11 protein-coding genes, 2 tRNA genes and 3 rRNA genes are annotated in these 19,644 nt (G+C 44.9%); 7 read left to right on the top strand and 9 right to left on the bottom strand.

The annotated features are described in order from the left end of the window. The first annotated feature begins 3 nt into the window (after positions 1–3). Complete coding sequence (locus tag ACOJRU_RS14380) at positions 4–1,293, top strand: DUF5610 domain-containing protein (RefSeq protein ID WP_421132424.1); 1,290 nt, start codon at positions 4–6, stop codon at positions 1,291–1,293. Between the two features lie 49 nt (positions 1,294–1,342). Here the strand turns inward: ACOJRU_RS14380 and ACOJRU_RS14375 are convergent, their stop codons facing one another. Then, positions 1,343–1,804 carry an RNA recognition motif domain-containing protein gene (locus ACOJRU_RS14375; RefSeq protein ID WP_421132423.1) on the bottom strand — a complete coding sequence of 154 codons (462 nt, stop codon included), beginning with the start codon at positions 1,802–1,804 and terminating at the stop codon, positions 1,343–1,345. Between the two features lie 477 nt (positions 1,805–2,281). Between ACOJRU_RS14375 and ACOJRU_RS14370 the strand changes: the two genes are divergently transcribed. From ACOJRU_RS14370 to rrf, 5 genes are all read left to right on the top strand, one after another. Then, positions 2,282–3,814: ribosomal RNA gene (locus ACOJRU_RS14370) — 16S ribosomal RNA — on the top strand. Positions 3,815–3,894: 80 nt separating this feature from the next. Then, a tRNA-Ala gene (locus tag ACOJRU_RS14365) sits at positions 3,895–3,970 on the top strand. Positions 3,971–4,042: 72 nt separating this feature from the next. Beyond that, a tRNA-Ile gene (locus ACOJRU_RS14360) sits at positions 4,043–4,119 on the top strand. Between the two features lie 456 nt (positions 4,120–4,575). Next, a 23S ribosomal RNA gene (locus tag ACOJRU_RS14355) occupies positions 4,576–7,454 on the top strand. Between the two features lie 132 nt (positions 7,455–7,586). Then, positions 7,587–7,702: ribosomal RNA gene (gene rrf, locus ACOJRU_RS14350) — 5S ribosomal RNA — on the top strand. The 16S, 23S and 5S rRNA genes sit together here with 2 tRNA genes alongside, the layout of an rRNA operon. A 244-nt stretch (positions 7,703–7,946) precedes the next feature. Here the strand turns inward: rrf and ACOJRU_RS14345 are convergent. Further along, complete coding sequence (locus tag ACOJRU_RS14345; protein WP_421132422.1) at positions 7,947–8,507, bottom strand: hypothetical protein; 561 nt, start codon at positions 8,505–8,507, stop codon at positions 7,947–7,949. A 203-nt stretch (positions 8,508–8,710) separates the two neighbouring features. Further along, entirely contained in the window at positions 8,711–11,062 is a 2,352-nt protein-coding gene (locus ACOJRU_RS14340) for a DNA polymerase II (RefSeq protein WP_421132421.1), read from the bottom strand. Positions 11,063–11,225: 163 nt separating this feature from the next. Here ACOJRU_RS14340 and ACOJRU_RS14335 point away from each other — a divergent pair, with 163 nt between their 5' ends. Further along, the gene (locus ACOJRU_RS14335) at positions 11,226–12,236 is read left to right on the top strand and encodes an MBL fold metallo-hydrolase (protein WP_421132420.1); all 1,011 of its coding nucleotides are present in this window, start codon (positions 11,226–11,228) and stop codon (positions 12,234–12,236) included. Between the two features lie 15 nt (positions 12,237–12,251). Here the strand turns inward: ACOJRU_RS14335 and ACOJRU_RS14330 are convergent, their stop codons facing one another. The 6 genes from ACOJRU_RS14330 to ACOJRU_RS14305 all read right to left on the bottom strand — a co-directional run bounded on the left by ACOJRU_RS14330 (position 12,252) and on the right by ACOJRU_RS14305 (position 19,462). Beyond that, positions 12,252–13,508 (bottom strand): ATP-binding protein, encoded by a 1,257-nt coding sequence (locus ACOJRU_RS14330; RefSeq protein ID WP_421132419.1) that lies wholly within the window; start codon positions 13,506–13,508, stop codon positions 12,252–12,254. Next, a complete protein-coding gene (locus ACOJRU_RS14325; protein WP_421134778.1) occupies positions 13,508–14,086 on the bottom strand; it encodes a chemotaxis protein CheX in 579 nt (192 codons plus the stop codon). Before ACOJRU_RS14325 ends, ACOJRU_RS14330 begins: the two co-directional genes overlap by 1 nt. A 2-nt stretch (positions 14,087–14,088) precedes the next feature. Beyond that, positions 14,089–14,454 (bottom strand): response regulator, encoded by a 366-nt coding sequence (locus ACOJRU_RS14320; RefSeq protein WP_421132418.1) that lies wholly within the window; start codon positions 14,452–14,454, stop codon positions 14,089–14,091. 226 nt (positions 14,455–14,680) lie between these two features. Beyond that, a complete protein-coding gene (locus ACOJRU_RS14315) occupies positions 14,681–15,841 on the bottom strand; it encodes a pyridoxal phosphate-dependent aminotransferase (protein WP_421132417.1) in 1,161 nt (386 codons plus the stop codon). A gap of 30 nt (positions 15,842–15,871) precedes the next feature. Then, entirely contained in the window at positions 15,872–16,693 is an 822-nt protein-coding gene (locus tag ACOJRU_RS14310; RefSeq protein WP_421132416.1) for a sulfite exporter TauE/SafE family protein, read from the bottom strand. A gap of 111 nt (positions 16,694–16,804) precedes the next feature. Next, on the bottom strand, positions 16,805–19,462 hold the full coding sequence (locus tag ACOJRU_RS14305; RefSeq protein ID WP_421132415.1) for a TonB-dependent receptor plug domain-containing protein: 2,658 nt from the start codon (positions 19,460–19,462) through the stop codon (positions 16,805–16,807). Positions 19,463–19,644: the final 182 nt, after the last annotated feature.

Below are 19,644 nucleotides of genomic sequence, written 5' to 3'. Positions count from 1 at the left end.
ATTATGAACGTTAGTCAAATAAAGGCTTTCATGGGCGACCAGAAAGCAGAGCAAAAGGCATCGGTTCATCCAAATGAAGCGTTGAAAAAACAACTTCAACAGGACGGCCTAGAGCAGGCAGCTGAATTTACTAAGCAACAAGCGGCTACCGTTTCGGTAAGCAGCACGCAAACTTCAATAGGGTTGCGAGTATTCAGTTCCAGTATGAATCAGAACCTGGTAGTCGATGGTAAACAGCCGTCCACTGAGGTTGCTGAAAAAGACGAAGAGAAAACGAATAGTTTGTTTGACTTCGAAAAAATCGCGAAGAATGTTATGCGATTTGTTGGCGGCGTGATTAGAGGTGCTGCAGAAGGCGGTGCGGGTGATGAAAAGCTAAATAGCTTGTTTAGCCAAGCACGAGAGGGTGTAAGCCGAGGTTTTGCCATGGCTGAAAAAGACCTCGCCGGTTTTATGAATAAAGAGATAGAAGACGGTATGACAAAAAGCCGCTCGTTAATCGATGACGGTATTAATGAACTTGAGCGGGATATCTTTAACCCTAACCAAGTAAATGCGGCAACACAATTGAATGCCATTGCAAGCGGTGAAGAAAAAAGCGGTAGTATTTTAATAAGAACCCGCGATGGTGACGAGGTAACATTAAGCTTTGAAAGCCGTTCTCAGTTCAATGCTGTAAGTCAAACGTCGTATTACAATGCACAATCAGGCGGGGATGCGAGTGGCGATAGTCAATCGAGCGCGCAAATGATGCAACAATCTACGCTTTATGAGTATTTTGAAAAATCAGGTATTAGCTTTTCTTTAAAGGGAGAGTTAGATGAGGACGAACTTAAAGCAATCTCGGCGCTGGTTGAAGATGCGCAGGACCTTGCAGATGACTTTTTCTCTGGAAACGTTGATAAGGCATTTAGCCAGGCATTGGAACTTGGGTTTGATGATAAAGAGCTTGTAGGTTACGCATTGCAACTAAATAGAACTACACAAAGCGATGTATTGAAAGCTTATGAGAATATTCAGCATTACAGTGATAAAGGAGAACCAGAAAATCAATACGGCAATATCGCAAGCCCGGTATCGCAGTATATAGATAAGATGGTAAAGACATTTGAGAGCGCTGAACGCCAGCTTCAAAGCAATGAAGACTATAATGCGTTAATCAACGGAATCATAAATGAGATGAAGGACGTGCAGGTACCTGATTTAGTCTCAGCGATTAACCGATTCCATTCATTCAATAAAACGTTATTGAATGCACTGCCTCAGCCTGAAGGTGCAACACCGTCAGAGTAATTTAAGCGTAGAATAAAAAAAACCTGGGTTTCCCCAGGTTTTTTTGTTTTTACTCGTTTTCTATCTTTTCTTTAGCTGGACGAACTTTGAGTGTTCGTTCCTGAAACACCGAGTCATTTGTTTTATCTATAACACTGGTGAGATCATCGGTGATGACCTCGATAAAACCATACCCCTTCCTTTTGCCGGTCTTTCTATCCTTCATCAAGCGAACCGATTGCACTTCAATAAAACTGCTGAAGTACTCTTTAACTGCAGATTCATTTGCCCGATAAGGAAGGTTACCTACGTATAACGTTTCAGTAGCACCCTTAACTGGCGTTGAATTATCAACTGAAGAAGAACTATGGAAAAGTGATGCTAACCATGGAGTGAGAATGCCGCTAATAAGTAACGAAGCTGCTACTGATAGTGGAAGACTAAGATTTAGACTAGCTGAAGAAAATAACAAATAGCCTGCGATTGCAAAAATTGCGCTAATAACAGCGCATTGAATAAAGCCAACTTTCATATACCTACCTTTCTAGTGTTTATTATCATAATGGAGGCTGAGCTTAGTTTACTCATTTGTAACAATTAGAACAATAAAATGTGAAAAAAGTAGTCTAAAGAAGCATAGAAATACTGTTTGTGATGTAAAAATGAGCGTTTAAGCAGTTAATTTGCATCAAGAGTAAAAAAGTACGAATTTACTGTTGATCTTTTTCGTTAGCTATCTATAATGCGCTCCACGTTTTGAGGGGGCTGCAAGCCACCGAGAAACTGAAACGCATAAGCCTTTTTTTAGCTACAAAGAAAGTTAAAAAATAAGGTTGACATCAAAAACAAACGATGTAAAATGCGCTTCCACTTCGAGAGAGGTGTTCAGGCAAGTCCTGACGTTATTTGCAAATAGTAAATAGCAACGTTCTTTAACAATTTATAACAAGACAATCTGTGTGGGTACTCATTGAGAGTATCTATACGACGATTCATAATTCGATATATTTAATTGAAGAGTTTGATCATGGCTCAGATTGAACGCTGGCGGCAGGCCTAACACATGCAAGTCGAACGGTAACATTTCTAGCTTGCTAGAAGATGACGAGTGGCGGACGGGTGAGTAATGCTTGGGAACTTGCCTTTGCGAGGGGGATAACAGTTGGAAACGACTGCTAATACCGCATAATGTCTTCGGACCAAACGGGGCTTAGGCTCCGGCGCAAAGAGAGGCCCAAGTGAGATTAGCTAGTTGGTAAGGTAAAGGCTTACCAAGGCAACGATCTCTAGCTGTTCTGAGAGGAAGATCAGCCACACTGGGACTGAGACACGGCCCAGACTCCTACGGGAGGCAGCAGTGGGGAATATTGCACAATGGGCGAAAGCCTGATGCAGCCATGCCGCGTGTGTGAAGAAGGCCTTCGGGTTGTAAAGCACTTTCAGTTGTGAGGAAAAGTTAGTAGTTAATACCTGCTAGCCGTGACGTTAACAACAGAAGAAGCACCGGCTAACTCCGTGCCAGCAGCCGCGGTAATACGGAGGGTGCGAGCGTTAATCGGAATTACTGGGCGTAAAGCGCACGCAGGCGGTTTGTTAAGCTAGATGTGAAAGCCCCGAGCTCAACTTGGGATGGTCATTTAGAACTGGCAGACTAGAGTCTTGGAGAGGGGAGTGGAATTCCAGGTGTAGCGGTGAAATGCGTAGATATCTGGAGGAACATCAGTGGCGAAGGCGACTCCCTGGCCAAAGACTGACGCTCATGTGCGAAAGTGTGGGTAGCGAACAGGATTAGATACCCTGGTAGTCCACACCGTAAACGCTGTCTACTAGCTGTTTGTGGCTTTAAGCCGTGAGTAGCGAAGCTAACGCGATAAGTAGACCGCCTGGGGAGTACGGCCGCAAGGTTAAAACTCAAATGAATTGACGGGGGCCCGCACAAGCGGTGGAGCATGTGGTTTAATTCGATGCAACGCGAAGAACCTTACCTACACTTGACATGCAGAGAAGTTACTAGAGATAGTTTCGTGCCTTCGGGAACTCTGACACAGGTGCTGCATGGCTGTCGTCAGCTCGTGTCGTGAGATGTTGGGTTAAGTCCCGCAACGAGCGCAACCCTTGTCCTTAGTTGCCAGCATTAAGTTGGGCACTCTAAGGAGACTGCCGGTGACAAACCGGAGGAAGGTGGGGACGACGTCAAGTCATCATGGCCCTTACGTGTAGGGCTACACACGTGCTACAATGGCATTTACAGAGGGAAGCGAGACAGTGATGTGGAGCGGACCCCTTAAAGAATGTCGTAGTCCGGATTGGAGTCTGCAACTCGACTCCATGAAGTCGGAATCGCTAGTAATCGCAGGTCAGAATACTGCGGTGAATACGTTCCCGGGCCTTGTACACACCGCCCGTCACACCATGGGAGTGGGATGCAAAAGAAGTAGTTAGTCTAACCTTCGGGAGGACGATTACCACTTTGTGTTTCATGACTGGGGTGAAGTCGTAACAAGGTAACCCTAGGGGAACCTGGGGTTGGATCACCTCCTTACTATTACGTCATTAGTTCTCTTGATGTAGTGCCTACACAGATAGTCTTGTTATAGAAAATAAAGAACGACACAAGTTTATGGGGCTATAGCTCAGCTGGGAGAGCGCCTGCCTTGCACGCAGGAGGTCAGCAGTTCGATCCTGCTTAGCTCCACCATCAACTTGAATCTGAGCTTGAATAAGCGAAGTGACTGAATAAGCGAAGTGACTGAATAAGCGAAGTGACTGAAGGCTTGTAGCTCAGCTGGTTAGAGCGCACCCCTGATAAGGGTGAGGTCGGCAGTTCAAGTCTGCCCAAGCCTACCATTTTCCTTTACTTGCGTTGCAAGTAGTCGTGAAAAAGCCGCTTAAACGGAAGCAAAGCTCCCTGACGGTTTTTCTACTCGCTAAAGTAAGCGGTAGTCATGGCGAAGATGGAGACTGGTTTTGTGTCACATGAAAGTGAAATCCTAATGAATATTTACTGTTTTTAGTAAGCATTGATTAGGGTTTTTTACCCTAAAGATGAAAGTACTGCGTTTGCAGGACTCATCGAATGTTCTTTAACAATTTGGAAAGCTGATATTAATAGTAATCAATCAAAAGAGTAATTGAGATGTCGAAAGACGCACTTTTTACTCTACTTGACTTGAATTGCTTGTTATCAACATTGATTGATAGCAAGGCAATTCTTCCGATTAGCTTGTCATGCATACAACATTACCCTTGTCCGATTTCAAAAGGCGGACATGAGGCCAAACTCAAGGCTTTTTAGGGTTGTATGGTTAAGTGACTAAGCGTATACGGTGGATGCCTTGGCAGTTAGAGGCGATGAAGGACGTGTAAGTCTGCGTTAAGCTGTGGTGAGCCGACAAAATGCATTTGAGCCACAGATGTCCGAATGGGGAAACCCACCTGTTTACAGGTATCGTTACATGAATACATAGTGTAACGAGGCGAACGAGGGGAACTGAAACATCTAAGTACCCTTAGGAAAAGAAATCAACCGAGATTCCCCTAGTAGCGGCGAGCGAACGGGGAGCAGCCCTTAAGCTGTTTAGTGTGTAGTGGAATCCTTTGGGAAGAGGAGCGATACAGGGTGATAGCCCCGTACACGAAGCGTGCTTTACAGTGAAATCGAGTAGGTCGGGACACGTGTTATCTTGACTGAATATGGGGGGACCATCCTCCAAGGCTAAATACTCCTAACTGACCGATAGTGAACCAGTACCGTGAGGGAAAGGCGAAAAGAACCCCTGTGAGGGGAGTGAAATAGAACCTGAAACCGTATACGTACAAGCAGTGGGAGCACCTTCGTGGTGTGACTGCGTACCTTTTGTATAATGGGTCAGCGACTTATATTTAGTAGCAAGGTTAAGCGAATAGCGGAGCCGTAGCGAAAGCGAGTGTTAACTGCGCGTTTAGTTGCTAGGTATAGACCCGAAACCCGGTGATCTAGCCATGGGCAGGTTGAAGGTTGAGTAACATCAACTGGAGGACCGAACCGACTAACGTTGAAAAGTTAGCGGATGACTTGTGGCTGGGGGTGAAAGGCCAATCAAACCGGGAGATAGCTGGTTCTCCCCGAAATCTATTTAGGTAGAGCCTCGGACGAATTCCATTGGGGGTAGAGCACTGTTAAGGCTAGGGGGTCATCCCGACTTACCAACCCTTTGCAAACTCCGAATACCAATGAGAACTATCCGGGAGACACACGGCGGGTGCTAACGTCCGTCGTGGAGAGGGAAACAACCCAGACCGCCAGCTAAGGTCCCAAAATATTGCTAAGTGGGAAACGATGTGGGAAGGCCTAGACAGCTAGGAGGTTGGCTTAGAAGCAGCCACCCTTTAAAGAAAGCGTAATAGCTCACTAGTCGAGTCGGCCTGCGCGGAAGATGTAACGGGGCTAAGCAATATACCGAAGCTGCGGCAGCACAGTTTACTGTGCTGGGTAGGGGAGCGTTGTGTAAGTGGATGAAGGTGAGTTGTAAAGCTTGCTGGACATATCACAAGTGCGAATGCTGACATGAGTAACGATAATGGGGGTGAAAAACCCCCACGCCGGAAGACCAAGGTTTCCTGTCCCATGCTAATCAGGGCAGGGTAAGTCGGCCCCTAAGGCGAGGCAGAAATGCGTAGTCGATGGGAAACGGATTAATATTTCCGTACTTATATAATCAGTGATGGAGGGACGGAGAAGGCTAGGCAAGCTTGGCGATGGTTGTCCAAGTGAAAGCGAGTAGGCCGAGAACTTAGGTAAATCCGGGTTCTTAAAGCTGAGACGCGAGACGAGCTACTAAGGTAGCGAAGTTGTTGATGCCCTGCTTCCAGGAAAAGCTTCTAAACTTATGATTATGTGAACCGTACCCCAAACCGACACAGGTGGTCAGGTAGAGAATACTAAGGCGCTTGAGAGAACTCGGGTGAAGGAACTCGGCAAAATTGTACCGTAACTTCGGGAGAAGGTACGCCCCTGTTTGTTAAGCCCTTGCGGTGGAAGCAGATGGGGGTCGCAGTGACCAGGTGGCTGGGACTGTTTATTAAAAACACAGCACTCTGCAAACTCGTAAGAGGACGTATAGGGTGTGACACCTGCCCGGTGCCGGAAGGTTAATTGATGGGGTTAGCGTAAGCGAAGCTCTTGATCGAAGCCCCGGTAAACGGCGGCCGTAACTATAACGGTCCTAAGGTAGCGAAATTCCTTGTCGGGTAAGTTCCGACCTGCACGAATGGTGTAACCATGGCCACGCTGTCTCCACCCGAGACTCAGTGAAATTGAAATCGCAGTGAAGATGCTGTGTACCCGCACCTAGACGGAAAGACCCCGTGAACCTTTACTACAGCTTGGCACTGAACATTGAACCTACATGTGTAGGATAGGTGGGAGGCTTTGAAGCACAGTCGCTAGATTGTGTGGAGCCGTCCTTGAAATACCACCCTTGTATGTTTGATGTTCTAACATTGGCCCCTTATCGGGGTTGTGGACAGTGTCTGGTGGGTAGTTTGACTGGGGCGGTCTCCTCCCAAATAGTAACGGAGGAGCACGAAGGTTAGCTAATCACGGTCGGACATCGTGAGGTTAGTGCAATGGCATAAGCTAGCTTAACTGCGAGACAGACACGTCGAGCAGGTACGAAAGTAGGTCATAGTGATCCGGTGGTTCTGTATGGAAGGGCCATCGCTCAACGGATAAAAGGTACTCCGGGGATAACAGGCTGATACCGCCCAAGAGTTCATATCGACGGCGGTGTTTGGCACCTCGATGTCGGCTCATCACATCCTGGGGCTGAAGTCGGTCCCAAGGGTATGGCTGTTCGCCATTTAAAGTGGTACGCGAGCTGGGTTTAGAACGTCGTGAGACAGTTCGGTCCCTATCTGGTGTGGGCGTTGGATGATTGATGGGAGCTGCTCCTAGTACGAGAGGACCGGAGTGGACGAACCGCTGGTGTTCGGGTTGTCATGCCAATGGCATTGCCCGGTAGCTACGTTCGGAACGGATAACCGCTGAAAGCATCTAAGCGGGAAGCCGGCCCAAAGATGAGTCATCCCTGACTTTTAAAGTCCGGAAGGGTTGTTAAAGACGATGACGTTGATAGGCAGGGTGTGGAAGCGTTGTAAGGCGTTAAGCTAACCTGTACTAATTACCCGAGAGGCTTAACCATACAACACCCAAGAAGCTTTAGGCTAGTGGTGTTGAGATTGACAAGCTTATAAAGAATAAAGCAAGTAGAGTGAAAAGTAGATTACTCTTGATTGTATTGATATCAGATTTCCTAAATTGTTAACCAGTTTTTCCTGGCAGCCATAGCGATACGGTACCACCTGATCCCATTCCGAACTCAGAAGTGAAACGTATTAGCGCCGATGGTAGTGTGGGGTTTCCCCATGTGAGAGTAGGACACTGCCAGGTCCCATAAAGAAAAACCCGCCTAACGGCGGGTTTTTTGCTTTTAGGCGTTCAATAAAATGAGTGCGTGAGATCGTCAAGGTTTCTCTTGAACGTCAGTCAGGACATAGCGCTGTAGCGCAACCGCAACCGCATACGTTATGTTCGCTGAAGCAATCATATTCAGTTGTTATCAAAAAAGCCCCTGTCTAACGACAGGGGCTTTTTACTTTTTATGCTATACAATCTATAACATTATTCGGACAGATTACTCTGAGTCAATTTCCTCAAAATAAATGGGATACTCTGTCTTGGTGATAAGCGCATCCGCATTTCTATCCATATCTTCAAAATCGCCCTTTACTTCAGCCATTTTGAGTTCTTTCATCGATAGTTCACCATTGCCATTCATGTCGATATTGTCGAATTTGGCATCAGCTGACATACTAATTTCAGTTCGAAGCTCTTTATTCTTCTCGCTGATCACATCACCGTCTGCTACCTTCTTTGTAGTCACTTCTCTCGTGATCACGGCGTCTGTTGTGCCTTCGGCTTTAACCGCTACAACAATATCGTCACTAAACATGCTAGGGTTTTGTTCAACATAAGATTCAAACTCTTCTCGAGTAATCATTTCATCCATATTGGCATCCATCTTCGCCATGAATGAACCCTCAATCTCACGCTCAAACTCTGCTACTGATACATAATCATTACTATCGCTGTCTAAACTTGCAAAGTCAGACGTAATTTTTGTATCGTGATGACCCGCAACTGCCGCTGTCGACATTAGTGTACCGATAGTCATTGCTAGTGTTAGCTTTTTCATTACAAACTCCTTCTGTTTTGATAGCTGGAATATAACCTTACATTCCAGATTTACTTCACTAACACTCATTCATTTCGTATGCCAGAATCCTTAAGTTCATGAAATTACTAAAATAAAGTAAACTTCGAGTATTATTGAAAATGTTGAGTGCTGTTAAAAAGAAACAGTATTTTGAAATTGTTGCACGCTCGGATACATGCTATTTAATTGAAAAGTGAGAGTTGTTCGTTGGTGATATTATCGAATGATTCATTAATCAACGGCAATATACTGTCTGCTATTGGGCGTAACTGTTTGTCAATATAGTGGTTGTAATCTAGTGGGCTGCTTTGATACTCGAGGGTTTGTGGGCCGTTTATCGTCATAACGTAATATATGACGTTTCTATTAGCGTAAATAGCAGAGCCAGCCACATCTTGCGCATGTAATGCAGCCTTAACATGTGGCGGTCTCGTTTTCGTATAGGCGGACAAGGGTTTGCGAAGTCGTTTTTTATAAACTAGGTTTTTGTCCTCTTCTCCACTTTTTAATACCTCAACAACATCTTTAATAAAGGTTGCGATAGGTGAGTGGTTAAATACTTTAACGTATAGCTCATGCTGAAAGCGTTTTGCAAGCCCGGTCCAGTCTGAACGCACATTTTCAAGGCCTTTAAAGATAAGCGTTTGTTTACCGTTATTAGTGACCATTCCCGCATAACGTTTTTTACTGCCTAGCGCAGAGCCTCTTATTGTCGGCATAAAAAATGTGTCAAAATGCGTTTCAAACTCAATTTCTAAAAAGCAATCGATTTGGTAAGTGTCGCGTAGGTATGTTTGCCACTTCTTGTTTATCATTGCAGCAAGCTGTTGCCCAGTTTGTTCTGGCGTACCTAGCGAATCATTTCCGTCGATATGAACAAACGTTGAGTCTGTATCTCCATATATGACTTGGTATCCTTTTTCTCTTATCCATGTCGCAGTCGTTTGCATAATCTCATGACCGCGCAGCGTTATCGAGCTCGCAAGTCTTGTGTCGTAGAATGGACAACCGCCACTTCCTAACACGCCATAAAATGAGTTCATTAAAATCTTAATCGCTTGAGAACGCGCGTTGTCCTTCACTCGCTTTGCTTCATCACGTTGCGCCCACAAGCTTTCGATAATGCTTGGTAAGAAATGGTTATTCCTACTAAACTTCGCACCTTTAAAACCCTCTATGGCGCTATCTGGGTTTTCTAATCCTTCTGCAAGCCCTAGTGGATCTATTTTAAATGTTCTAATTATTGAGGGATAAAGGCTTTTGAAATCTAGCACGAGCACGTCGTTATATAACCCAGGCTTTGATGTCATTACGTACCCGCCAGGGCTTGCGAGCCCACCCCCTTCAGGGCGATTACCGCTTATATACCGTTGCCTGTGTAATTTGGGTAAATAAACATTTATAAATGCGGCTACGGAGCCACCTGGTCTCTCAATTGCCAAGCCAGTGAGTGCACCTCGTAACACAAGAAAATCGATAAACGCAGTGATCGCTTCTATTTCGTTCACCAACGCGCAATCTTGGTAATTATAAGTCGCTAAGGCTATTGGGTCGTTAAGGTAAAGTGCTTTTATTTCAGCAAGTTTGTCGTTAGCTTGTATCAGCTTACGCTTTTTGAGTAATGTATTGGCGACCGTATCGAGGGCAAAATTTTCAAACTGATAGGTCATAGTTTTAAGCGCTTCAATACCATCAACCACACAACGGCCAGGCAAATCTATATACGTTTGTCCGTCCCATTCTCTTACTTTCATTACGTTATGTTGGCGACCTAAAGAAAGTATCACGTTATTTTTTTTAGCCCGTCGATTGAGCACTGCAAAGTCAAACTGCTTTATATTCCAGCCAAGAAGAATATCGGGGTCGATGTCGTGTATACGTTGACAAAATAAGGTGAGTAGCTCGGCCTCGTTTTCTACTATCGTGAGAGTGTAGTCAACAGTGTGCTTGCGAATATCAAGGGTGCTAGCAGAATGTGAGGGCGCTTTTAACAAGATAACTTCGTTATGAGACGACGATGCAAGTCCGATGCTATAGAGCGTCTCATGTTCGTCACACTCTATATCGATACTTAGCGCATCAAGCTTTGGTGTGTAGGAACTGGCTTTTATCTTTGCTTCATCAATAAAGGTCTCGTTTCCTGCCGGGCTGTAGAAAGCGAGCGATCCATAAATAAAACGCTCCATGAGATACCTATCAACTAACCGTATATCGGCCTCATAAAGCGTGATGTTGCTCTGCTGTGCACACTGTCTCAGCTCGTGCATGGCCAATTCGGTTTTTGTCTTTATTGTTGTTACAGATATTTGTGTGAGCGTTTTGAACTGATGGTCGAAATGTGTAACGCTGATTCCGTTTTTATTTGCTACCCGTATTAGCGCGTCAAGCGATGTGGTTTCGACAAAACAAACGGGGGTCTGTGCTTCACTTCTTAAGCATACTGGGCCATCATCGGTTTTTACCCAAAGCTCAACCCATGTATTATCACCCACCGTTACAGCATGTCTGCTTAAGATATAGCCATTTCTAATCATGTTGTTATACAGTGAGCCTGATTGTCTGAGAAACGTAAAAACAAAAATTAATAACGATAGTTCCCGTATTACCAGTCCCTATAGATGTATATCAAATAGATGCGTTTGTCTTTAACACCGCAACATTATAGAACTAAGTATACCAAGCAACAGGTGACAATGTATGCATTACCCTTTTGATTCACAACCGTCCGCAGGCACATTAAAAGAAGTGTGTAAGGGAGTGTTTTGGTTAACTATGCCACTGCCTTTCGATCTTGATCATATTAATCTGTACATCATTGAGGACAATGAAGGCTATGTGATTGTTGATACAGGAATTGGGCTAGATAAGACAAAGGCGTTGTGGAAGGAGATATTTGCTCAATTAGACAAACCTATCGTTGGCGTGATAGTGACGCATTTACATCCTGATCATATTGGTTTAGCGGGGTGGATAGCTGATACTTACGATGTTCCTTTTTATATGTCGCAAGTTGAATATTTCACGGCTCGCGCGTTTACCGCTGGCAAGGGCGATGCTTCTCCTATCAGAGATAGACGATATTTTCATCGTGCGGGGTTAGGTGAAGATCAAATTAATAGATTAACATCGGGGTCGAAAGGATACAGCACGGTTGTTTCTCCGATCCCACTAAGTTATCAGCGGTTAAAGCATGGCGACGTGCTTGTTTTCAATGATGTAGAGTGGGAAGTGATAATAGGTAGAGGGCACTCCCCAGAACATGTTTGTTTATACTCAGATGAAAAACAAACTTTGATAGCAGGGGATCACATTCTTCCCATTATCACGCCTAATATTGGCGCCTATTCAACTGAGCCAGAAGCCAATACACTTAATGACTATCTAACGACACTTCCTCAATTTAAAGCATTGCCAGAGTCTACGTTAGTGTTGCCGGCACATAAGCTTCCTTTTTATGGTCTGCACGAGCGTGTCGACGCATTGCTGGCTCACCATCAACATCATTTAGAAGCACTGATAGCGGCGTGCAAAGAAAAACGATGTACAGTGGTCGATTTACTGCCTGTTTTGTTTAAGCGAACATTGTCAGAAGGCAGCCTTATTTTTGCTGTGGCAGAGTGTTTATCGCACCTGAACTACTTGCTTTATGGCAACGAAATTACGCGCTGTTTAAATACAGATGGCGTGTATGAATTTAAAACCAAATAGCTAAATGAAATGGTATTACGTATTTTTAGGAAGCAATATTGTAACTACGGTTCCTTTCCCTTCTTTACTGTTTACCGTTATTTTCCCGCCATGCTTTTCAATAGCTGTATAGGCAACAGATAAGCCGAGCCCTTGGCCCTTACCTTCGGGCTTTGTGGTAAAAAAGGGCTCAAAGATACGAGAAAGGTGCTTTTCAGGAATGCCAATACCACTATCGAGTACCTTAATGGTGATAGCGCTATCGATATCTTCCAACGTAATCTTGATGAAGCCTTTACCTTCTATTGCCTGTGCGGCATTGACGATAACGTTCATCAACGCCTGTTTCAACATGCCAGCGTTGCCGGTATATTCTACTTTTTTGTCGGGAATATCTAGTTTGTAGGTGGGCTCAGGGTATTGTGTTGATACAAGCTTAATCAATTGATTCGCAATATCGTTAATATTGATATCTTTGGTTTCATCGTTATTCTCTAACGAGAACAATTTTAAATTTTCGACAATATCGCGAACGCGGGTTAACCCTTCTGTCGACTCATCTATAAGCGATTGCATGTCATCTTTTAGCAGGTCGTAATGATGCTTTTCATACAGGCTTTTTACAAAGTCCTGTGCTTCCTCACTCACTCCTTCTACTTGCTCATTGATAGTGTCACATATTTCAATAAGGTGAACGGCATACTGTGAGAGCGTTTCAAGGTTGGCATTAACAAAGCCAATAGGATTATTGATTTCATGGGCAATACCGGCTGCCAGTTGGCCTGTCGATGCCATTTTTTCCGCTTGAATAAGCTGGCTTTGTGCCGAGTCTAGCTTACGAATAAGTTTGCGTTGTGCGGCATGTTCTTTCTTCAAAGCGGTAGATAGGCGTTGTTGTTCCCTAAAGTAACTTGCCTGGGCGGTAACGTCTTGCAGAAAAATACAAGCAAGCTTTTGGCCCGTATTTTTATCCTTTACCGGTATGATTTCCATGTTTTGGTACATCTGCGTTTCTTCACCCGTAATAGGGCGGCTACTCTTAAATGGAAAAATGTGAGGGCGTTGTTCCCAGTAGCTGAAACTTGGATGCTGAAGGACAAAAACTGATTTCAGTCTTCGCTTGATGAACTTTCCCTGTTCACTAAACATTTCAACGATAGGTGTGTCTTTAAAGGTATTTCTTTGCTCATGAGGCAGCCTATCGAGAAAAAAATCGTTTAAATAAACGATATTGAAATTTTCATCAACGACGGCAATACCGACAGGAAGTTTTCCAACAAGCTGCTCGAACATTACGCTAGCAAATCGTCCAGCGTTGCTTTTATCCGCGAGAGTGATTCATCATCTAAACAGAAAACCACTCGCATGCTGAACGAAGAAATAGCAACAACAAACTGTACCTCCATGACAAGACTGTGTTGCCACTGAAGGTCGTCAAAGTTACCCTTGTCGGGTGAGAATAACGTTGGCATATTTAGGTTGGTTGTTAGCTCAAGTTGTTCCGATAACCCCGCCAAACATGCACCGGCTAAAATATTACACAGTTCCAGTATTATTTCTTGAATATCTTCTTTAGAAAGAGGCGCGTCATACTCCATTAACGTTGCGACTTCGTTAAGGCCTGAGCGTGACAACACCGACATAACCTCACCGTGAACGTCACCTAAAAATGATTGGCGGGTATAAAACGAGTTATTTGTTTCAAACAATAACGAATAAAGCTGCGTGGGTGTGACTGACGTTATTTTGGGAATAGAAATATCGATCTTTGTTTCAATAAGCTGGGCAAGTGAATTAGCCGCTTGTCCCATTGAAATGTTGAGAAGTTCTTGCAACGCGTCGCGTTGGTCTTCGTCTAAAGAAAGGTCCATCATTATAGATACCCCAGCTCGAACAACGTCATTGCTAACTCTTCTTTGTCTAACGGTTTTCTAATGAATCTCTTTGCGCCGAGCGACAAAACAATGCGCTGTTTCTCCGGTTGGAAATCTGCACTAATCACGATAACGTTTGGCATATCACCTCGTTCATCGAGGTATTTCAACACGTCTACGCCATCTTTCTCTGGCATCGTTAGGTCTAAAAGAAGCAGTGAATACGTGTTGTCGCTTAAGGCATCTATTGCTTCTTGTCCGTTGGTCGCCTCTGTAATGTCGTACTCCAACTCAGGTGGAAGTGATCTGATGACACTACGTCGTGATAATTTGGAGTCATCTGCCACTAATACAGGTATTGCCATTTATAGCCTCCTCGGCAGGCTTTTTTAAGTTTGGCTAGATATAACAGTATGTGCAATTCTCCCATTCCTGCAAGCTAGATGAACGACAAACTGCTTAATAACCAATAACGCTTTATAAACACCAATCTTTAGATGTTATTATATGACAAAGATGACTTTTGTGCCCATTAGACTTTTTGGGGAAGGGAATAGGTAAGGCGCGCCTTTAAAAGACGCGCGGGTGAAGCTAACTAGACTGCTTCTTATGCATGGCTTCGAGAGCGCCAGGCATTGCATCTACGTAGCGCTGTACATCAGGGATCTTCCCCATACTTACCCGAGACCAATTTGAGTAGGTACGGTATGTGCCCCTTATATGGACGTCTTTCTCAGCCATCGCTGCTTGGAACACATCCGCATCACCCTTTCCAAGATTGACGAAAATAAAGTTGGTGCTAGAAGGCAGCGCGCTGAGACCATTTGCTTTTACAGCATCCATTACCATGCCTTTCGCTTCAATAATTTTATCCTTTGAAAAGGTAAGAAATGCGTCATCGTTGTAGCTGGCGATCGCTGCTGCAAGTCCAGCCTGATTGAGCGTATAGCCGCCCATACCATATTGATTTATCCACGCCGTATTTGCTTCTGAGGCAATCATATACCCAACTCGAAGCCCTGCCAGCCCATAAATTTTTGAAAATGTTCTTGCCACAATAATATTATGTCCCGCTTTTACTAGCGGTATCATGGAGTGCTTTGGTGGGTCGTCAATGAGTTCATTGTAGGCTTCATCGACAAGAACAAGGGTTTTCTTCGACGCTTTAATACAAAACTCGCGTAGTTTTTTAGGGTCTAAAATTTTGCCTGTCGGGTTGTTAGGGTTGCAGATATGTACCATACCAATCGAGTCATCGATAGCCGCATAGAGGGCATCTAAGTCGATATCAAGGTTTGCCGTATTAGGAACACGTACTATTTCTGGCATTCCTTGCTTTTCTGGTGCTTTAGACGTGGTATCCCAAAATAGATCAGGCCCAAGAATACGGCCTTTATGGCTAGCTGCTAACGCCGCATATGACAGAATTGGGCTAGAGCCTGCACTTAACGATATATTTTTACGGGTTATTCCATGCCGTTCTGCAATCATATCAAGTAACGTCATCGCAGCTGGATAGGCATAGTAGGCCCCCCCTTGCGACGCCGCCTCTGATATTGCTTTAAGGGCTAGAGGGCTAGGGCCAAAGGGGTTTTCGTTTGCGTTAAGCTTGGCAATATTAGGTTGTGGGCCGTACAGAACGTTGGGCATAGCCGCTTGCGCACCCGCTACACGCAATAAGCCGGTGGTGCCGATGGCAGTAGCAGCGGCGGACGCACCGAGAAACACACGTCGAGAACGATTAATAGTCATTTTTTTTCCTTATTGTCTATGTGTTAACGTCTACAGAACCTTGTTAAACATGACGCTAGATACAATTACTAAATAAATGCCAAACAGGCGCTTTAGCTTTTTCTCGCTAAATTTATGCGCCATTTTGGCGCCAATAGGCGCGGTAAAAATGGAACCAATGCTTATAGCCACAAGGGCGTAAATGTTGATGTATCCAATGGTACCTACGGGCAAAGAGGCAGTGGCTGAATGCTTCATAAACAAAAAACCAATAGCCCCAGGCAAGCCAATTAAAAACCCCACACCCGCAGCAGTTGCAACAGCTTGTTGAATACTGCGCTGGCACATCACCATCGTTATCACAGTTGGCGTGCCACCCCCTATGCCTAATAGTGCTGAAAACCCACCGAGAACAAATGCTAATACGGCTTTACCAATTCCGGTTGGCATTGAAAATACGAGGCCAGGTCTTACGACTAATTCAGGAAATAAAAAGTATATGGAGTAAAGCAGAACACCTGCAGCAAATACTACGGTTAACCCATTTGCACTTGTGTAGTTCGCGATAATAACCCCACCTACAACACCTAAGATTAGCCATGCACTCCACGATTTAAGAATGTCGAAATCTACCGCGCCCTTCGCGCGATGTGCCATAACCGAACGAGCACTCGACACAACGATAGATGCTAATGAGGTACCTATTGCGACTTTCACCAGCTCTTCTGATGGCGGAGTGAAAAAAGGAAAGACGGCGAGAAGTGCAGGTACTACAACGAAGCCCCCACCATTTCCAAACAAACCTGCAGTAATGCCGGCGATGGCGCCGGTGATACAAAGTGTAACTACAAACCACAGTAGTTCTATTTCCATTAAGTATGTGCTCCAACAAGTACCGCAGAAAACACAAATACATCCTCTAGAATGTAAGTTGCTGCAATAAAAAAGCGCGCTTGGATATAACTCCAACGCGCGCATCTATAATTAAAATCTTGCAGCTAGACGGGTATAGTAGTATCCGCCTTGCCAGTCGACTATCGAATCAGAACGATAAATTCTGCCGCAGCACGTTTCGCCCATCGTGCCTTCATCCGGGTAGTTATCGAATAAATTTCGCACGCCCACTGACAGCGTTAAATTTTCACTTAGCGTGTAAGCACCTTCTAGATCGAACATGAATTCTGATCCGAAAGTCTGGACGGTGCTCAACGAGCTATTTTCTGCGTTTTTATATTCGCCGTAATAGTTAACGCGGCCCACTAACATCCAGTCGTCATAGCTGTGTTTGACTGAAAAAACACCTCGGGTTTCAGGTACACCGTTTTCAAAATCGAACTGGTCTTCTTCGTTAAAAAAGGTGCTTGGATCAGAATCAAACGAATTTGTGTTGTAGTTTACAGAGCCCGTTAGGGTCGTCATGCCATAGTCTGTTTCCATGTTATACGTAGCGACAATATCTACCCCTTCCGTAACGGTATCAAACGCATTTTGAAAGTAAAAAACGCCTCCAATAGACTCGGCGCCGACAACGCCCGCGCCAGACAATGCCAAGTAGTTTTGATAAGCATTGTAGCCGCTGGCGTCGGGGTCAGTAACAACAGTGGTAGACACATCTAATGTGGAAACCGAATTGACGCGGTCCTCTAATTTAATGTTGTAATAATCGACGGTGAGTGTGAAGTCGCCGTAATTAGCGGTTAGGCCTAGCGTAAAGTTGGTGGATTTTTCTGGTCCTAACTCTTCAGCCCCAAGCGCCTGTGCCACTTCACCGCCAGCGGGAAATAGCCCTGTCGCGACAGGGAAGCCATTTGGAAGGCGTGTTGATACGTTCGTTGTACCTTGTTGTCCCGGTGTTGGCGCTCGAAACCCCGTTCCGTATGAGCTTCTGAGCGCAATCTCAGTATTTATTTGATAGATTGCAGCAATTTTATATACCAACTCGGAACCAAAATCTGAATAGTCTTCATAGCGTACAGCAGCTTGTGCAAATATATTTTCAGTGATATCACCGGAGATATCTGAATAAATCGCATAAGAGTCACGAGAATAGGTGCCCGTGTACTCAGGCGAATAGCCAGGGAAGCCGTTTGAGCCAACGCCCATGATTTGGTAAACCGCATCTACCCCGGCAAATCCGTCGTCTTCAACCCCATCATTATTGGTGTCGCTAGACGTGTAATTACCACAGTTAAGGGTTGAGCCATTCGCAATTACCGCATTACCCGCCGGCGTCGTTGTGAAGTCATCGTTACAAAAGCCAAATGGATCCGCCTGTGCAAAATCGCCTGCAACATAGGAGGCCAACTCGCCGGACTTTATCTCGTAAGACTCATCAAGATAACTTACCCCAAAAGCAACGATATATTCGCTCACGTCATAAGTGAAATCAGCTTGAAATTGCGTTTCTTCGTTGACTAAATCGCCAGGTTTGAATGCGGTGGGAGATTGATTACCTAACGATGGATTAATTGTATTTCTTAACGTGTAGGCGATTTCGTTAGAACCATGGCGTCCACTAATGTCATAGCCAAGGTCGCCCGCCATGCCTTTAATTCCGCCAACAAAAGAGTAGTCTGTTACATCGCCGAAGAAGCGTGGTGTGAAGCCACCAGGGAAAAACTCTGTAGGGTTCCATATCGAACCGTCTTCCAAGCGAATATCTTCTATAGTTCCGTTACCGGGATAGCGATAGAAAAACGAACCATCACCTTCACTGTCTGCATAGTTAGCAAACGCATAGAGCTCTGCGTGTTGTGACAATGCATAGCCTGCGTTGGCAAAAATGCGCGTACCGCTATTGTTCGGTTGCCCCCAAGGTTGTACTTGGTCCGAACCGTGTATTTCATTGGCCATCGCCTCTGCAGCAGCGATAAAAACGTCAGACTGCTCATCTACACAAAACCACGATTCACAATATTGTTCGCCTCGATAAGTCGCTTCACTATCTGAATACTCAGCAGAAATGCTTATAAATCCATCATCACCAAGTGCAAACCCTTTATTGCCGGTAAGGGTTAGTTGGTCGCCGTCGCCTTCATAGTAGGTTCCGTAATCTGCGGTAAATGAGCCACCCTCAGCATTGTTCTTTAACTGGAAATTAATCACACCTGCAATGGCATCTGAGCCGTACTGAGCGGCTGCACCATCACGAAGTACCTCTACGCTACCAATGGCAGCCGTTGGGATTGTTGCCAAGTCTGGCCCTTGCGTACCCGACCCCCCAATTTGAACGAGCGCCGCGCGATGTCGCCTTTTTGAGTTAACCAATACTAAGGTTTTGTCGGTTGGTAGACCTCTTAGCGTGGCGGGGCGAACAAAAGTCCCTCCATCAGATATAGGTTGTCTGGCAAGTGAATACGAGGGAACTAGCGTCATCAGTACGTTGTTCATGTCAGTAAACGCCACACCTTCCATGTCTTCTGCACTTAGCACATCAACTGGCACCGGTGAACTGGTTACCGAACGAGGTGCGCCACGTGCACCGACAACAGCAATTTTCTCTACGTTGTCTATTTCATCTGTTTGGGCGAGGGCGTCCTCTGCTTCTTGCGCATGTGCATTTGAAGCAAAGAGGGCGAGTGAAAATAACGATATACCAGAAAGCGCGAGTGCAATAGCATGCTGAATTTTTGATTTTCTCATGTGTTTTCCCAGAACGTGCAGTTTTTAGATTTTTTCGTATTTTGCATGTATGCAAAATGCTCACTTATGGCACGAACAGGCACTACCTTGATGCATTTCGATTTTATTGTTTTTCTGTGCAACAACCTGTGTACGACATTTAGGCTAAAAATTTTTTCAATCTCGCGGAAGAAATAAGATTA

Origin of the sequence: Alteromonas algae, from assembly GCF_049117195.1 — a bacterium.
Lineage (GTDB): Bacteria > Pseudomonadota > Gammaproteobacteria > Enterobacterales > Alteromonadaceae > Alteromonas.
The sequence above is the reverse complement of the archived record's forward strand: the minus strand, read 5'-3'. Positions and strand labels throughout refer to the sequence as shown.

Coding starts and splice junctions, on each gene's coding strand:
- ACOJRU_RS14340 (WP_421132421.1), bottom strand. CDS start 11,062: ATGATTAGAAATGGCTATATCTTAAGCAGACATGCTGTAACGGTGGGT.
- ACOJRU_RS14310 (WP_421132416.1), bottom strand. CDS start 16,693: ATGGAAATAGAACTACTGTGGTTTGTAGTTACACTTTGTATCACCGGC.
- ACOJRU_RS14375 (WP_421132423.1), bottom strand. CDS start 1,804: ATGAAAGTTGGCTTTATTCAATGCGCTGTTATTAGCGCAATTTTTGCA.
- ACOJRU_RS14380 (WP_421132424.1), top strand. CDS start 4: ATGAACGTTAGTCAAATAAAGGCTTTCATGGGCGACCAGAAAGCAGAG.
- ACOJRU_RS14325 (WP_421134778.1), bottom strand. CDS start 14,086: ATGGACCTTTCTTTAGACGAAGACCAACGCGACGCGTTGCAAGAACTT.
- ACOJRU_RS14315 (WP_421132417.1), bottom strand. CDS start 15,841: ATGACTATTAATCGTTCTCGACGTGTGTTTCTCGGTGCGTCCGCCGCT.
- ACOJRU_RS14305 (WP_421132415.1), bottom strand. CDS start 19,462: ATGAGAAAATCAAAAATTCAGCATGCTATTGCACTCGCGCTTTCTGGT.
- ACOJRU_RS14335 (WP_421132420.1), top strand. CDS start 11,226: ATGCATTACCCTTTTGATTCACAACCGTCCGCAGGCACATTAAAAGAA.
- ACOJRU_RS14320 (WP_421132418.1), bottom strand. CDS start 14,454: ATGGCAATACCTGTATTAGTGGCAGATGACTCCAAATTATCACGACGT.
- ACOJRU_RS14330 (WP_421132419.1), bottom strand. CDS start 13,508: ATGTTCGAGCAGCTTGTTGGAAAACTTCCTGTCGGTATTGCCGTCGTT.
- ACOJRU_RS14345 (WP_421132422.1), bottom strand. CDS start 8,507: ATGAAAAAGCTAACACTAGCAATGACTATCGGTACACTAATGTCGACA.